Annotated in this window: 12 protein-coding genes and 1 pseudogene; 4 read left to right on the forward strand and 9 right to left on the reverse strand. The window is 60.2% G+C overall.

Annotated elements, in window-relative coordinates:
- Positions 1-1810 (reverse strand): annotated as a pseudogene (locus QF045_RS11940) (di-heme-cytochrome C peroxidase).
- Between the two features lie 247 nt (positions 1811-2057).
- Here QF045_RS11940 and QF045_RS11945 point away from each other — a divergent pair.
- The 4 genes from QF045_RS11945 to QF045_RS11960 all read left to right on the forward strand — a co-directional run bounded on the left by QF045_RS11945 (position 2058) and on the right by QF045_RS11960 (position 4372).
- Positions 2058-2798, forward strand: a complete 741-nt coding sequence (locus tag QF045_RS11945; RefSeq protein WP_306492353.1) for an FKBP-type peptidyl-prolyl cis-trans isomerase — start codon at positions 2058-2060, stop codon at positions 2796-2798.
- A 315-nt stretch (positions 2799-3113) separates the two neighbouring features.
- The gene (locus tag QF045_RS11950; protein ID WP_306492354.1) at positions 3114-3569 is read left to right on the forward strand and encodes a YkvA family protein; all 456 of its coding nucleotides are present in this window, start codon (positions 3114-3116) and stop codon (positions 3567-3569) included.
- Positions 3570-3665: 96 nt separating this feature from the next.
- Complete coding sequence (locus tag QF045_RS11955) at positions 3666-4004, forward strand: helix-turn-helix transcriptional regulator (RefSeq protein WP_306492355.1); 339 nt, start codon at positions 3666-3668, stop codon at positions 4002-4004.
- Positions 4001-4372, forward strand: a complete 372-nt coding sequence (locus QF045_RS11960; RefSeq protein WP_005786715.1) for a hypothetical protein — start codon at positions 4001-4003, stop codon at positions 4370-4372. The genes QF045_RS11955 and QF045_RS11960 overlap by 4 nt, the downstream gene beginning before the upstream one ends.
- Here the strand turns inward: QF045_RS11960 and QF045_RS11965 are convergent.
- From QF045_RS11965 to QF045_RS12000, 8 genes are all read right to left on the reverse strand, one after another.
- Positions 4369-6132: a bifunctional diguanylate cyclase/phosphodiesterase gene (locus tag QF045_RS11965; RefSeq protein WP_306492356.1), complete on the reverse strand. Its 1764-nt coding sequence runs from the start codon at positions 6130-6132 to the stop codon at positions 4369-4371. The two genes, QF045_RS11960 and QF045_RS11965, sit on opposite strands and share 4 nt — an antisense overlap.
- Before the next feature lie 118 nt (positions 6133-6250).
- Positions 6251-8332 carry a carboxy terminal-processing peptidase gene (locus tag QF045_RS11970; RefSeq protein ID WP_306492357.1) on the reverse strand — a complete coding sequence of 694 codons (2082 nt, stop codon included), beginning with the start codon at positions 8330-8332 and terminating at the stop codon, positions 6251-6253.
- A gap of 366 nt (positions 8333-8698) precedes the next feature.
- Positions 8699-9352 carry an HAD family phosphatase gene (locus tag QF045_RS11975; RefSeq protein WP_306492358.1) on the reverse strand — a complete coding sequence of 218 codons (654 nt, stop codon included), beginning with the start codon at positions 9350-9352 and terminating at the stop codon, positions 8699-8701.
- Positions 9353-9384: 32 nt separating this feature from the next.
- Entirely contained in the window at positions 9385-10374 is a 990-nt protein-coding gene (locus QF045_RS11980; protein ID WP_306492359.1) for an ABC transporter ATP-binding protein, read from the reverse strand.
- Positions 10371-11171, reverse strand: coding sequence for an ABC transporter permease (locus QF045_RS11985; protein ID WP_306492360.1), 801 nt, complete (start codon positions 11169-11171; stop codon positions 10371-10373). Before QF045_RS11985 ends, QF045_RS11980 begins: the two co-directional genes overlap by 4 nt.
- Positions 11158-11994, reverse strand: coding sequence for an ABC transporter permease subunit (locus tag QF045_RS11990; protein ID WP_306494885.1), 837 nt, complete (start codon positions 11992-11994; stop codon positions 11158-11160). The genes QF045_RS11985 and QF045_RS11990 overlap by 14 nt, the downstream gene beginning before the upstream one ends.
- Before the next feature lie 5 nt (positions 11995-11999).
- A complete protein-coding gene (locus QF045_RS11995; RefSeq protein WP_306492361.1) occupies positions 12000-12806 on the reverse strand; it encodes an alkaline phosphatase family protein in 807 nt (268 codons plus the stop codon).
- A gap of 100 nt (positions 12807-12906) precedes the next feature.
- On the reverse strand, positions 12907-13983 hold the full coding sequence (locus QF045_RS12000) for an ABC transporter substrate-binding protein (RefSeq protein ID WP_306492362.1): 1077 nt from the start codon (positions 13981-13983) through the stop codon (positions 12907-12909).
- Positions 13984-14134: the final 151 nt, after the last annotated feature.

The raw sequence follows: 14134 nt of genomic DNA on the forward strand, positions 1-14134 counted from the left end.
TCATGGCAGTTGTTGCTCCAGCGGCCCGCCGAGGACTTTCAGGTATTCCAGCAGCGCCCAGCGTTCCTCTGGCAACAAACCGCGGCCGATGACGCCGTTGCCGCGCTTGCCGGCACGGAATTCGTGGCCACTGTTGTGGTTGCCGGTCACCCTGGTATCGAACAGGAAGGCATTGTTGAATGCCGCGGTTTCAAAGCCCAGGTGACGTGGGTCGTAATTGAACGTGCCTTTATAGAAGGTGCTGCTGCGTTCGTCCTGGGGTGAAAGCAGCTGGTAAATCGTCGGCACGGAGCCGTTGTGCAGGAACGGCGGGGTGGCCCACACGCCCGCCAGTGGCCGCGCTTTATAGGCACGCAGTTCCCGCACCCCGATGGGCAAGCCAAAACCGTCCAGGCTGGGGCGCTCGGCTGGGGTGACGCCTGCTGCGCGGTAGGCATGTTCTTCAACGAACGCGGTGACATACGCCAGGCCTTGGGCCACGGACATGCGTTTCGGGTCCAGTGGCTGGGTGGGCGCGGGGTGCAGTTGCACATTGAGTCCTGCCAACTCCTTCGGGTCCCATTGCAGGGCGCTGAGGTCGTAGCGCTGGTCGGCAATGTTATTGGCGGCGCCGGGGTCGGTGCCGATGTAGTCCACCGCTAGCATCTTCAACTGCCGCACCGGGCGTCCCTGTTCCTGAGTGACGATGGGCTCGTGGCAACCGGCGCAGTTTTGCGCAAACAGCGCGCGGCCCCGAGCGGCGAGCGGCTTGTCGACGGCGCCGAACAGGTCTTCCGGCCAGGTGGGTGGCTTGAGGCGTTGCAAGGTTTCTTCGATCAGGTTCAGGTCACGTACGCGTACGCTGGAAGGGTAGCGCGCATCGCCCTGCAGGGGCTGGCCGGCACTGTCGAAGAAGTCCAGGGTCGCGCCCACGCCGAGGGCTTCACCGATATTGCGTGCCATCGGTTGCTGCGCCGAACCGTTCCATTGCACCCAGTCGAAGGTCCAGATGTCCCACAGTTGCGGGTAGTCCACGGGGGCGTTGGCGATACGATAGTTCTCTGGGGAGATGGCATCGCCAAAGCTGGCATTGGCGATGCGCCCGAAGGCGTCGGTGCGCCCGCGGCCCTTCTTCGGTGGGGTAGAGGCCACGGTGGGTATCGTTCCAGGCAACCTTGAGAAATGTGTTCAGCGACTGTTTGAAGTCCTGGCGCAGTTGGCTGTGCTCTGCGTCGTAGCGCTCACCCAGGACCTGACGGGCGAAGCGCTCGAATTTCCAAGGGTTGTAGTAGGTTGCCGCAAGGCTGGCGACCAGGGCTTGGCCGAAACTGCCGCCGCGCAAGGTCGGCACGCTCGACGGCAGCACGTGCTGCGCGGAGCCACCGTCGACACGCAGGGCCTGGCCTTTGAAGTGCAGCTCGCCGGTGTGGCAGGCGGCGCAGGTGATATCCAGGTATTCACTGTTGCTGCCCGCATTTTTATGCCGGGCAAAGCCCACGGGGAGGTTGCCGGGGTTTTGCGTGGTGGGCACCTGCTTGGGGTCCACCAGGAAGCCGAAACGGGCCAGGTACGCCGGTGTGGCAAAGCGGCGTTCGGAAAAAGGCAGCTCGAGGGCGGTGAACCAGTCGTAGCGCAGGCCTTTTACCTGGGTGCCCTGGGGGGTGAAGTAATAGGTCTGGCGATCCGCGGCGCTCCATTGGTCCTGGTAGTGCACCTGCTCAACGGGCACGTAATCGGGCAGCTTTGGATTGATCGTGTAATAGAGCACCACGGCCAGAATCAGGCCCAGGGCGATGAGGATCAGGAGGAAAATACGGGAAAAAATGCGCAAGTTAACTATCCTTGTCGAGTTGTCGCGTTGTTATGCCACTACGCCAAGGGGGCGGCAAGTGGCCATGAGCCTGATAATGGCAGGTCCCACGATCCGTCGCGGGCCTCCATCATGAATGAAAATGCTTTTAAACACGTGAACTTATCGGAAGTTTCCTGCTCACATGCCGGTAGCCATTGGTCGTGGCCGCCTGATAAGCTCGCGACTTTATTCGAATGCCCTTTTGGCGCATGAACAAGGAAATAGCATGAAACAGCATCGGTTGGCGGCGGCGGTGGCCCTGGTTAGCCTGGTACTTGCGGGTTGTGATTCGCAGACCAGCGTAGAGCTGAAAACCCCGGCGCAGAAAGCTTCCTACGGCATCGGCCTGAACATGGGCAAAAGCCTGGCTCAAGAAGGCATGGATGACCTGGACTCCAAAGCGGTAGCCCAAGGCATCGAAGACGCTGTCGGCAAGAAAGAGCAGAAGCTAAAAGACGACGAGTTGGTTGAAGCCTTTGCCGCACTGCAAAAGCGCGCTGAAGAGCGCATGACCAAGATGAGCGAAGAGTCGGCAACAGCCGGCAAGAAATTCCTCGAAGACAACGCCAAGAAAGACGGCGTCGTCACCACCGCTTCCGGTCTGCAGTACAAGATCGTCAAGAAAGCCGACGGCGCCCAGCCCAAGCCGACCGACGTCGTGACTGTTCACTACACCGGCAAGCTCACCAACGGCACCACCTTTGACAGCTCCGTGGACCGTGGCAGCCCGATTGACCTGCCGGTCAGCGGTGTGATCCCAGGTTGGGTCGAAGGCCTGCAACTGATGCACGTGGGCGAGAAGGTCGAGTTGTACATCCCGTCCGACCTGGCTTACGGTGCCCAGAGCCCGAGCCCGGCGATTCCAGCCAACTCCGTGCTGGTATTCGACCTGGAGCTGCTGGCCATCAAGGACCCAGCCAAGGCTGAAGCCGCTGACGCACCTGCTGCACCTGCCGCCAAGAAGTAATCGGCACTTGCACACCCAACGCCCCGTCTCGACGGGGCGTTGTTGTTTACGAGGTTTAAGAGCGACGCGACGCCTGCGCAAATCCAAACGAACGTCCGCAACCTGACGCAGTCTGATATAAAACTCGAGCACGGGTAGCCGCACATGCTTGCCAAGTCAATGAAATCTTGGCTTTTTTTGATGTGCGCAAAAAACGCCCGATCTGACTGCAGGCCTTGTAGCCCGTGGCTTTCAGCCATGAAAAAAGGCTCTGTTCACAAGGTTATCCACAATTTGTGTGGATAACCTTTCTGTCGTATGGAACTGGAGTGACACATGAAACCACCTTTCAACTTCACCCGTTTCCTGCCCATTGCCGCCCGTTTGCTCGGACGTGGCCGTTTACCGACCCTGCTGTTTGCCGTGGCTGCCAAAGGCTCGAGCCAGGGCAACCGCCTGGGCCAGCTCAAGGATGATCTCAAGCTGCTCCAGGCCCTGTGCCTGGCGTACTGGCGTGGCGAGTATCGGGCCATCAGCCCCAAGGCGCTGATCTCGGTGGTGGCGGGGTTGATGTACTTCGTCAGTCCGATTGACGCGATCCCGGACTTTATCCCCATGTTCGGTATGTTCGACGACATCGCCGTGCTGGCATGGGTCATGAAGACCCTGAGCGGTGAGCTGAGCGCCTTTCGCGCCTGGCGCGATGCGCAGCGCCCGGAAAAGCTGGCGGTGGTTGAGCGCCTTCCTGCCACGCCAGAGCTGCTTGCCCGGGAAAACCCGCAAAAAAACTAATGCGGGTGGCTATCCCCTGCGACCTCTGTGGCTGTTAGGATTACACTTCTAAGGAAAGAACTTACTTAGTAAGTGTATTTATCCTACGGGGCAGTCATGGATATCCAGATCATTTCACGCAATGGCGAACCCGAATATGCGGTGTTGCCATGGGACCAGTACCAGGCGCTGCTAAAAGCGGCCGGTCAGCAGTCACCCACCCTCGCTGCATCCCCTGCCACACCGATCGCCACTGACCAGAATCTGTGCCCGCTTGCAGATCTGCGCGAACTGCGTGAAGCCAAGGGCCTGGCCATCGAAACCATGGCGCGCACGGTCGGTATCAGCCCCTCGTATCTTGGATTGATTGAACGTGGTGAACGCCAGCCGGATGCCGCCATTCGCCGCAGCCTGGCCTGGGAATTGGGCGTTGCAGGTTGGAGGGATGAATCTTGAGCCTACGTATCAGCCGTCAACATTGGGATGGGTTACTCAACGAATTGGACCAGGCGCGGCGCCAGCGCCATCTGCTGACCTACCGTGCGCTGCTTGAGCGACTGCAATTCCCGACGCCGGCGATGCAGACGCTGGCCGCGGCCCTGGAGCATCTGGCTGCGCTGGACGCCAAGGCCGAGCAACCGCTGCGCAGTTCCCTGGTGATCAGCCAGGGCGCCAGCCGCCTGCCGCGTACCGGGTTCTTTGAATGTGTGGAGCGCCTGGGGCGTTTCAGCGGGCCGTCCGACGGCGTGGCCGCCGCCTCCTGGCACGCATCGGAGGTGGTGCGGGTGTTCGAGTACGAGTATCCGGAATCGGCCGAGGCTTAAGCCGGCTGCAGGGCCAGGCTGTCGATCACATGGATGCTGTAGCCGGCCACATCCTTGGCATGATGCTTGGCCTGCGACGCCAGTTCCGCCAGCTGACTGGCATCGAGTTGTGCACAGGCCTGCGGATACAAATGCACCACCCCGATCGACAGTGAAAGCAAGGCGAACTCCTGGCGTACGCCCTGGCGGTTGAGCGCAACGAAGCAGCCCGCATCGAGGTGCTCGGCGCGGTAGAAACGCCGGCATTGGGTGTGAAAATCATCCAGTAGCTGATTGAGCCGCTTGCGCCAATCCTGTGGCCCCAATACCAGCAGAAAGTCATCACCGCCGATATGCCCGACAAAGTCGCGGCTGGGATCGACCCGGTCGTTGAGGCATTGCGCCAGGCACAACAGCACCTCATCCCCACGGCCATAGCCGTAGATATCGTTGAATGGCTTGAAGCTGTCGATATCCACATAGCAGATCACCGATTCACGCTCTTGCTGCAGCAGACGCGCCAGGCACTGTTGGATCGGCACGTTGCCGGGCAGCAGGGTCAGCGGGTTGGCATAGCGCGCCTGCTGGATTTTCAGTTCGGTGATCAGCTTGAGCACATCGATGACCCGGCCCAGGCCCAGATAGTCGCCGTTCAAGGTGATGATGAAGTCTTCTTCAATGCGTTGCCGTGCGCGGCTGGTCAGCAAGCGGCTGACCTGCTGCAGGGATTGGCTCAACTCGACTGCCAGAAAGTCATCGCTCATCAGGCGGCTGATGGGTTTGCGTGCGAACAGGTCGGTAGCGAATGGTTTAAGCAGCGCGTCCGACAGCGAGTGTCGATGCACAATGCCCACCGGCTGGCCGCGGCTATCGAGCACCGCCAGTGAATTGAGATTGGCCTGGCGGCGGAATAACTCGAGTACCTGGGCGGTCGCCGTGTCTTGATCCACTGCCGGCTGTTCGTTGAGCAGGGCACTGAGGTCACTGCCTTCTTCATTAAGGGCGATGGTGGCGCTTTCCGGCTTGGGCAGCATCAAGCGTGCTTCCTGCGGCGGCTGTTCCTGGGGTCGGCAAAGCAGGTAGCCCTGGACCAGGTCGACGCCCATTTCCGTCAACACCGCCAACTCTTCCGGCAGTTCAATGCCTTCGGCGATCACTTGCGCACGGGATGCCTTGGCAATCTGCAGGATCGAACCGACGAATTCGCGTTTGAGGGCGTCCTGGTGAATGCCGTCGATAAAGTGCCGATCGATCTTCACATAATCCGGGCGCAGCTCCGACCACAATCGCAGGCTGGAATAACCGGCGCCCAGGTCATCCAGGGCAATGGCAAAGCCCATGTCGCGATAGTGATGCAGCGCGGTCTGCAACAGCTGGAAATCATCGGTGGGCGTCTGCTCGGTGAGCTCGATCACCACCTGGCTGGGCGAAATACCGAAGTCGCGCAGCAGTTGCAGCGTGCGCCCCGGTTGGTGTGCCGTCTCCATCAGGGCTTCTGGCGAGATATTGAGAAACAGCTTGCCCGGCAGTTGCTGCTCGCTGAAGCGTCGGCATGCGCTCTCACGGCAGGCCATTTCCAGTTCGCTCAGGCGCCCGGCATGGCTGGCGATGGAGAACAGGGCGACGGGGGAGTGCAGCGGGCTGTTGGACGGGCCGCGGCTGAGGGCTTCATAACCCAGGACGCGTCGTTCAGACAGGCAAATAATGGGTTGGAACAGGCTGTGCAAACTGCCTTGAGCCAGGATAGAGCCCAGTGCCGCCAGCTGTTCGGTCATGGTCATGGTGATCTCGATCGAAAAAAAAGGACCGCAGGCTTGAAACCTGCGGTCCTTTATTTCACGACAGAATGATGTCTATATGATGACACTCTTGGGAGCGTTCACATTAAATCGCCATCATTTACTGCTTGGCCACCTGCTTGGTGATTTTCAGGTAGTCCAGCAGGATGCGACCGGTCTCGGCCAGATAGGCGTCGTCTTCCGGCTTGGTTTTATCGGCCTCGGTCGGCAGCGCATCTTCATCTTCTTTCTTCAGCTCTTTGAGCGGTTCTTCGCCCTTGGCCTTGCGGCGCACGTTTTCCAGAACCAGCTGTTGGTTCTCGATGTCGGCGTGCTGCTTGCGACGATCCGCTTCATTGAGGCTGACGGTTTTCTCTTCCATCAACTTCTTGGCCAGGGCCAGCTTGTCGCGGATGAATACAAACTCGGCGTCCTTGGCGGAGCGAGTATCGTGGTCAGCTTTCAGTTGGGTCAGGAACGGCTTGAACGGGTCCGATGCCGGCTTGATCGCAGGACGGATGGTGTCCCACGGCATGGCCTCGGGCAGGGCGCTCTCGCCGATTTCCTTGGTGTCGATGATCGACGGGAAATCGATGTCCGGCAGTACGCCCTGATGCTGGGTGCTCTGCCCGGAAACCCGATAGAACTTGGCCAGTGTCAGTTTGAGCTCGCCGTGGTTCAACGGCTGGATGGTCTGCACGGTGCCTTTGCCGAAGGTCTGGCCGCCGATGATCAGCGCACGGTGGTAGTCCTGCATCGCGCCGGCGAAGATCTCCGAGGCCGAGGCCGAGAGACGGTTGACCAGCAACGCCATCGGCCCTTTGTAGAAGGCGCCCGGGTTCTCGTCTTCCAGCACGTCGACACGACCGTCAGCATTGCGCACCAACACGGTAGGGCCCTTGTCGATGAACAGGCTGGTCAGCTCGGTGGCTTCCTGCAGGGAACCGCCGCCGTTGTTGCGCAGGTCGATGACCACGCCGTCGACTTTTTCCTTCTGCAGTTCCGTCAGGATTTTCTTCACATCACGGGTGGTGGACTTGTAGTCCGGGTCACCGGCACGGAAGGCCTTGAAGTCGAGGTAGAAGGCCGGGATTTCGATCACGCCCAGCTTGTAGTCCTTGCCGTCCTGCTTGAGGTTGAGGACTTTCTTCTGCACGGCCTGGTCTTCGAGCTTCACCGCTTCACGGGTGATGGACACGATCTTGCTGGTCTGGTCGTTCGGTGCATTGGTGTGCGGAATCACTTCCAGGCGCACCACGCTGCCTTTCGGCCCGCGGATCAGCTTGACCACTTCGTCCAGGCGCCAGCCGACCACATCGACCATCTCTTTGTCGGCCTGGGCCACGCCGATGATCTTGTCGGCCGGGGCGACCTGCTTGGTCTTGTCCGCCGGCCCAGCCGGTACCAGACGCACGATCTTGACCTGGTCATTGTCGCTCTGCAGGACGGCACCGATGCCTTCCAGCGACAGACTCATGTTGATATCAAAGTTTTCCGCGTTATCCGGCGACAGATAATTGGTGTGCGGGTCGTAGGACATCGCGAAGGTGTTGATGTAAGCCTGGAAGATATCTTCGGCACGGGTCTGGTCCAGGCGCGCCAGCTGATTCTTGTAGCGCTTGGTCAACAGCTCCTGAATGGCCTTGGGCTCTTTGCCGGCGATCTTCAGGCGCAGCACCTCGTCCTTGACGCGTTTGCGCCACAGGTCGTCGAGCGCGGCGGTACTGGTCAGCCAAGGGGCGTCCTTGCGATCCACCAGAAGGGTTTCCTTCTCGGTGAAGTCGAGCTTGTCGACGCCCTTGTTCAACTCAGCCAAGGCGAAGTCCAGACGCGCTTTGACGCGGTCCAGGTAACGCTTGTAGATGGTGAAACCGGGCTGCAGGTCGCCGCTCTTGAGGAAGTCGTCGAACTGGGTCTTCCACTTGTCGAACTCAGTGATGTCACTGGCCAGGAAGTAGCTGCGCGACGGATCCAGCAGCTTGAGGTAGCTGTCGTAGATGATCACCGAGCGCGCGTCGTCCAGCGGCGGCTTGCTGTAGTGATGGCGCTTGAGCAACTCGACGACGTTAAGGCTGGCAATCACCTCATCGCGATCAGGCTGAAGGTTGTCCCAGCTGTTGGCTGCGAACGTATTGGTCGACATCGACGCGAAGCCGAGACCAATGAAAAGAGCGAGGGCGGTGCTGGGGAACAGATGCTTCATGCTGATTCGACGCGGGGGCAATTGATAACGCATATTAGGCCGTCTTTGAGGGAGCCGGTTCCATATGGTCCGGTCGCATAATGCAAAAAGCCCGGCGCTACTGCTACGGGCTCAGTCCAGACTCACTATGGAGGCACAGTGAAAGCATTGCAAGGCGTTGAGGGTCATGTCGAGCGGTGTGATCGCTCGTTCCTACGTGCGATGTAGGCCAAGTTTGTATCCGTGGGGTGGCAGCGAACTCTCATCGCGCTGAATTCCAGAGTGGGAGGGGGCTTGCTGTCGATGGCGGTGTATCAGTGAAGAATGTTTCATCTGATACATCGCCATCGGGAGCAAGCCCCCTCCCACATGGGGATCCCGGTTGGTTCAGACCCAATGGTGGATCGGCCAGCCGGCTTGTTCGGCGTGGGCGCGCAACACCGGGTCCGGGTTGACTACCTGCGGATGGTCCACCTTGAGCAATAACGGCAGATCGTTGCGCGAATCCGAATAGAAATAAGCGCCCTCCAGGCTTTCGCCTTCCTGCTCCAGCCATTCCAGCAGCCGTGTAATCTTGCCTTCGCGATAAGTCAGCACGCCGACCGTACGGCCGCTGTACACCCCGTGGCTGACTTCCAGGTCGATGCCCAGCACTTCGTCGATGCCGATGCGCGCCGCAATCGGTTTGACCAAGTGCGTGCCCGACGCGGAAATCACCAGGATCCTGTCGCCGTTGGCGCGATGCCGGGCGATGGTCTTGGTCGCTTCGCTGTAGATCAGCGGCTCGATCACGTCCTCGACCCACGGTTCTACCAAATGCTCGATTTCTTCCGGGGTGCGGCCGATCATCGGTTCCAGGCTGAAATCCATGAAGTCTTCCATGCGCAACTCGCCTCGGCTGTAGGCGGCCATCAGTTCGTCGTTCCTACGCATGAAGGATTCAGGGTCGACCCAGCCCAGCCGGCCCATCTGTGCGCTCCACAACGTGGCGCAGTCGCCGTGGATCAGGGTGTCGTCCAGATCAAAAATTACCAATGCCATCCGTTCATGCTCTCTCAGTCGGTCGTTGCCCGTCAGGCTACTTCACACAGTGCGCTGGGGTCGATGGAAAGTGCCAGGCGCTGGCCGTCCGGGTGCAGGTCATCAGCGCTGCGGTTAAGCACATCCACCACCAGCTCCACGCCACGTGCTTCGATTCGGTAGCGAATCACGTTGCCCAGCAGGCTGTGGCTGCGCACCAGCGCGTCGAGCTCGCCGCTGCGGCTCAGTTCGATGGCTTCGGGGCGGATCGCGATGCGCCCGCTGATTGGGCGTTGCAGCAATTGGCTGGCCTTGTCGGCGTCGAGCAGGTTGTAGTTGCCGATAAAACCGGCGGCGAACACATCCACGGGCGCCGTGTAGAGGGTCTCGGCATCGCCGCTTTGTACGATCTTGCCCTGGTTCATCAGGAAGATGCGGTCCGACATGGTCAGCGCTTCTTCCTGGTCATGGGTGACGAAAATCGTGGTCAGCCCCAGTTCGCGCTGAATCTGGCGGATCTGCTCACGCAGGTGCTTGCGAATGCGTGCGTCCAGCGCCGACAGCGGCTCATCCAGCAGCAACAGGCGCGGGCGGGTCACCAGAGAGCGGGCGAGGGCCACGCGCTGACACTGGCCGCCGGACATCTGATACGGGTAGCGGCCGGCCAGGTCCTTGAGTTCCACCAGTTGCAGCACATCCTGTACCCGCTTGTGGCTGTCGTCGGCGTTGACCTTTTGCATGCGCAGGCCGAAGGCGACGTTCTGCTCCACGGTCATGTTGGGGAACAGCGCATAGCTCTGGAACACCATGCCGATGTGTCGTTTCTGCGGGCTCAGGGGGACGATGTCCTGGCCATCCAGCAGGATTTTCCCGCTGTCCACCGAGGTCAGCCCGGCGATGCAGCGCAGCAGGGTCGACTTGCCGCACCCGGACGGGCCGAGCAGGGTGACAAACTCGCCCTTGGCGATTTCGCAGTTGATATCACTGAACACCGGAGTGCCGGTATAGCTCTTTTGCAAATGTTGGACGCTGACGAAGCTCATTGGCTTTTGTCCTTGTTCAAGATATTGGCGGCCCAGGTCAGCACCAGCACAAAAAAGAAATAGGAAATCACGACGGCGCTGGTGAAGTGGCCGCTGCTGTTGCGCATGTTGTTCAGGTACACCTGCAGGGTTTCGTAGCGGGTGCCGACTAGGATGTTGGCGAACACGAATTCACCGAACAGGAACGAGAACGACAGCAGCAGCGCCACCATCAGGCCTTTGCGCAGGTTGGGCAGCACCACCAGGATCGCGGCCTGCCAAGTGCTGGCGCCGAGCAGTTGCGAGGCGTCCATCAAGTCACGCAGGTTGATCGCCTGCAGGTTGTTGGTGATTGCTCGGTACATGAACGGCAACGCCACGGTGAAGTAGCAGCCGATCAGAATCCACGGCGTGCCCACCATCGCCAACGGCCCGGAGCCATACAGTTGCAGCAGGCCCACCGACGACACCACCGGCGGCACTGCGAATGGCAGCAGGATCAGGATGTTCATCAGCGCATCCAGCCTGGGGAAGTGGTAATGCACCACAAACAACAGCGGCAGAATCAGCACCACCGACAGGATCAGCGCGCCGACGCACACCAGCAGCGATTGCCCGAAAGCCATCAGAAAGCGCGGGTCGCTCCAGAGCTGCACATACCATTTAAGGCTGAACCCGGCGGGCAGGATGGTGGCCGACCAACTGCTGGAAATGGAGTAGACAAAGGTGCCTACCAGCGGCAACACCAGGATCAGGAACAGCAGGTATACCACCACCCGATGGTAGAGGGATGCCGGGCCGGCGTCAGCGCGAGACATGGTAGCTCCTCTTGAGCAGCAGTTGATGGACCACCGTGACCACGGTCATCAGCGCCACCAGCACAACGGCCAAGGCGCTGGCCATGTTCGGGTCCAGTGACACATCACCGGAGACCAGCCCTGCGATGCGGATCGGCAGCACGTTGAAGTTGCCGGTGGTGAGGGCGTACACCGTGGCGTAGGCGCCCAGGGCGTTGGCCAGCAAAATGACGAACGTGCCAAGCAGTGCGGGCGTCAACACCGGCAAGCCGATATGCCGCCAGAACTGCCAGCCGTTGGCGCCGAGCAGGGCGGCTGATTCCCGCCAGTCTTCGCGCAACGCATCAAAGGCCGGGTAGAGCAGCAGCACGCCGAGGGGAATCTGGAAGTAGGTATAAAGAATGATCAAGCCGGTCTTGGAGTACAGGTTGAAGTCCTGAATGATCCCCGCCTGCTTGAGCATGATAGTAATGCTGCCGTTGAACCCCAGCAGGATGATGAACGCGAAGGCCAGGGGCACGCCGGCGAAGTTGCTGGTCATGTTGGCGAACGCGGTAACAAAATTGCGCAGCGGCGAATCAACCCGGCGCAGGGAGTAACTGCCCAGCGTGGCGATGAGGATGCCGAAGACGCTGGAGTAGAAGCTGATCTCGAGGCTGAACTGGATCGCCTGCAGGTAGAACTTCGAACTGAAGATGCGCGTGAAGTTTTCCAGGCTCCAACCGGTGTCTTCGGTTTGCAGGCTGTTGATCAGCACCCACACCAGCGGCGCGATTTCGAACACGATAAAAAACAGCGCGAAGGGCACCAGGCACAGCAGGGCCAGCCATTTGCCGCGATTCATGGCATTCACTTGAGCAGCTCCCGGCAGACAGGCTTGTCGTGGGGCACGCCGAGCAATTGGCAGACGGTACCGCACAGATCGGTCTGTTTCGGTGCGGCATTGGCATCCAGGCTGAAGGCATCGCCCAGCACAAACAGCGGCACTTCACGCTCCTCCGGCAGCAGGCCGTTGTGGGAGCGGTCGTTGTTCATGCCGTGGTCGGCGGTGACCAGCACCTGGTAACCGGCGTCGAGCCAGCCTTGCAGGTAGTCGGCAAGGATGATGTCGGCCGAGCGTGCGCTGTTGCGGTATTGAGCGCTGTCGAGGCCGTGTTTGTGGCCGGCGTCGTCGATGTTCATCGGGTGCACCAGCAGAAAGTCCGGCGCGTGCGCAACACGCAGGCTTTCGGCGTCGGCGAACAGGTGAGAATCCGGGTAGTGGTCATTCCAGTAGAAATGCCCATGCTGGATCGCCAGCGTCTTATCGTCGGTATGACGGTCGCGGGCGGGGAGAAAAGGGCTGCGGTTATACAACTCGCTGACCCAATGGTAGGCCGCTGCGGCGGTGGTCAAGCCGGCCTCGGTGGCGTACTGAAAAATGCTGCGCTGGGTGGACAGGCGCGAGACGTTGTTATGGACGATGCCGCTCTGGATCGGCGCAACGCCTGTGAGGATGCATTCATACAGCGGGCGGGACAGGGCGGGCAGTTCACATTCCAGTGTGTAGAGCGTTGCGCGTCCTGCGCCGACATAGGCCTGCAAGTGCCCCATCGCGTGCCGGGCCACCTCGAAGTTCAGGCCGTCGAGCACGACAAGGATGACAGGGTGCTTCATGGGGGCTGGGGCTCCGCAACAGTTAGGGCTTGACTCGAATTCTCGGTAAAAACACCGGGCTCCAATGTGGGAGGGGGCAAGCCCCCTCCCACATCTGGACTTACTTCATTTCTACGATGACCTGCTCGTTCCACAACTGCGGCAGCTTCTTGGAAGTGGCTTCCCACGCATCAGCGTCCTTGATCGGCTGCGGGTTGGCCTTGGTGTACTGCTCGCCCGGGATCAGGTTCTTGGCGATGTCAGCCGGCAGCTTCAAGTCGGTTTCGGCGCGGATCGGACGTGCATTGCCTTTGGCCAGGTTGATCTGGCCCGCGTCGCTGAAGATGTATTCGCGGGTCAGCTTGGCGGCGTTCGGGTGTTTGGCGTACTTGTTGATGATGGTGGTGTAGCCGGATTTCACCGAGCCATCCGATGGGATCAGCACCACGTAGTCATCCGGGTTGGCCATCTTGGCTTTGTAGCTCAGGCCGTTGAAGTCCCAGACGATACCCACTTCGACTTCGCCTTTTTCCATGGTGGCGATGGTCGGGTTGGACAGTGAGAGGCGACCTTGCTGGGCGATCTTGGTGAAGAATTGCAGGCCCGGCGCGATGTTTTTCTCGTCGCCTTTATTGGCGATGGCGGCTGCCAGCACGGCGTTGGAGGCCTGGGCCGCGGTGCTCACGTCGCCCACCGAGACCTTGTACTTGCCGGTTTGCAGGTCGGCCCAAGTAGTGGGCACTTCAGAGCCGTGCAGCAGCTTCTTGTTCACGATAAACGCGATGGTGCCGGTGTAGGCCAGGGCCCAGTGGCCGTCTTTGTCTTTCGCCCAATCCGGCACCTGGGCCCAGGTGGACGGTTTGTAAGGCTGGGTCACTTCCTGCTTCACCGCAATGGGGCCGAAAGCCGCGCCCACGTCGCCGATATCGGCGCTGGCATTGTCTTTTTCGGCTTTGAACTTGGCGATTTCCTGGGCCGAACTCATGTCGGTATCGATGTGCTTGAGGCCATAGGTCTTGGCCAGGTCTTCCCAGGTGCCTTTCCAGTTGGCCCAGTCATCGGGCATGCCGACGCTGTTCACGGCGCCCTCGGACTTGGCGGCGGCTTCCAGGGTTTTTAGATCGGTATCAGCGGCCATGGCTGCGGTGCACATGGCAATGGTCGAGCCTAACAGTGATGCCAGGAAAAGCTGTTTCATCCGAAGCTCCTATGGGCGTTTTCAACGCGGCGTTTTATGCAGGCAGTGTGGTTGGTCTAGGTCAGAGCAATACCTGAGCCAATCTAGACGCGATGGATGACAGTTTCATGTCGATGTCGTTTTTGAAGCGCTGATGTCGCTCGGCGCAGAC

The organism is Pseudomonas sp. W4I3 (assembly GCF_030816195.1).
Classification (GTDB): domain Bacteria; phylum Pseudomonadota; class Gammaproteobacteria; order Pseudomonadales; family Pseudomonadaceae; genus Aquipseudomonas.

Bases quoted from the DNA above. Each gene is read 5' to 3' on its own strand.
- QF045_RS11945 (WP_306492353.1), top strand. From the start codon at position 2,058: ATGAAACAGCATCGGTTGGCGGCGGCGGTGGCCCTGGTTAGCCTGGTA.
- QF045_RS11950 (WP_306492354.1), top strand. From the start codon at position 3,114: ATGAAACCACCTTTCAACTTCACCCGTTTCCTGCCCATTGCCGCCCGT.
- QF045_RS11955 (WP_306492355.1), top strand. From the start codon at position 3,666: ATGGATATCCAGATCATTTCACGCAATGGCGAACCCGAATATGCGGTG.
- QF045_RS11965 (WP_306492356.1), bottom strand. From the start codon at position 6,132: ATGACCATGACCGAACAGCTGGCGGCACTGGGCTCTATCCTGGCTCAA.
- QF045_RS11970 (WP_306492357.1), bottom strand. From the start codon at position 8,332: ATGAAGCATCTGTTCCCCAGCACCGCCCTCGCTCTTTTCATTGGTCTC.
- QF045_RS11975 (WP_306492358.1), bottom strand. From the start codon at position 9,352: ATGGCATTGGTAATTTTTGATCTGGACGACACCCTGATCCACGGCGAC.
- QF045_RS11980 (WP_306492359.1), bottom strand. From the start codon at position 10,374: ATGAGCTTCGTCAGCGTCCAACATTTGCAAAAGAGCTATACCGGCACT.
- QF045_RS11985 (WP_306492360.1), bottom strand. From the start codon at position 11,171: ATGTCTCGCGCTGACGCCGGCCCGGCATCCCTCTACCATCGGGTGGTG.
- QF045_RS11990 (WP_306494885.1), bottom strand. From the start codon at position 11,994: ATGAATCGCGGCAAATGGCTGGCCCTGCTGTGCCTGGTGCCCTTCGCG.
- QF045_RS11995 (WP_306492361.1), bottom strand. From the start codon at position 12,806: ATGAAGCACCCTGTCATCCTTGTCGTGCTCGACGGCCTGAACTTCGAG.
- QF045_RS12000 (WP_306492362.1), bottom strand. From the start codon at position 13,983: ATGAAACAGCTTTTCCTGGCATCACTGTTAGGCTCGACCATTGCCATG.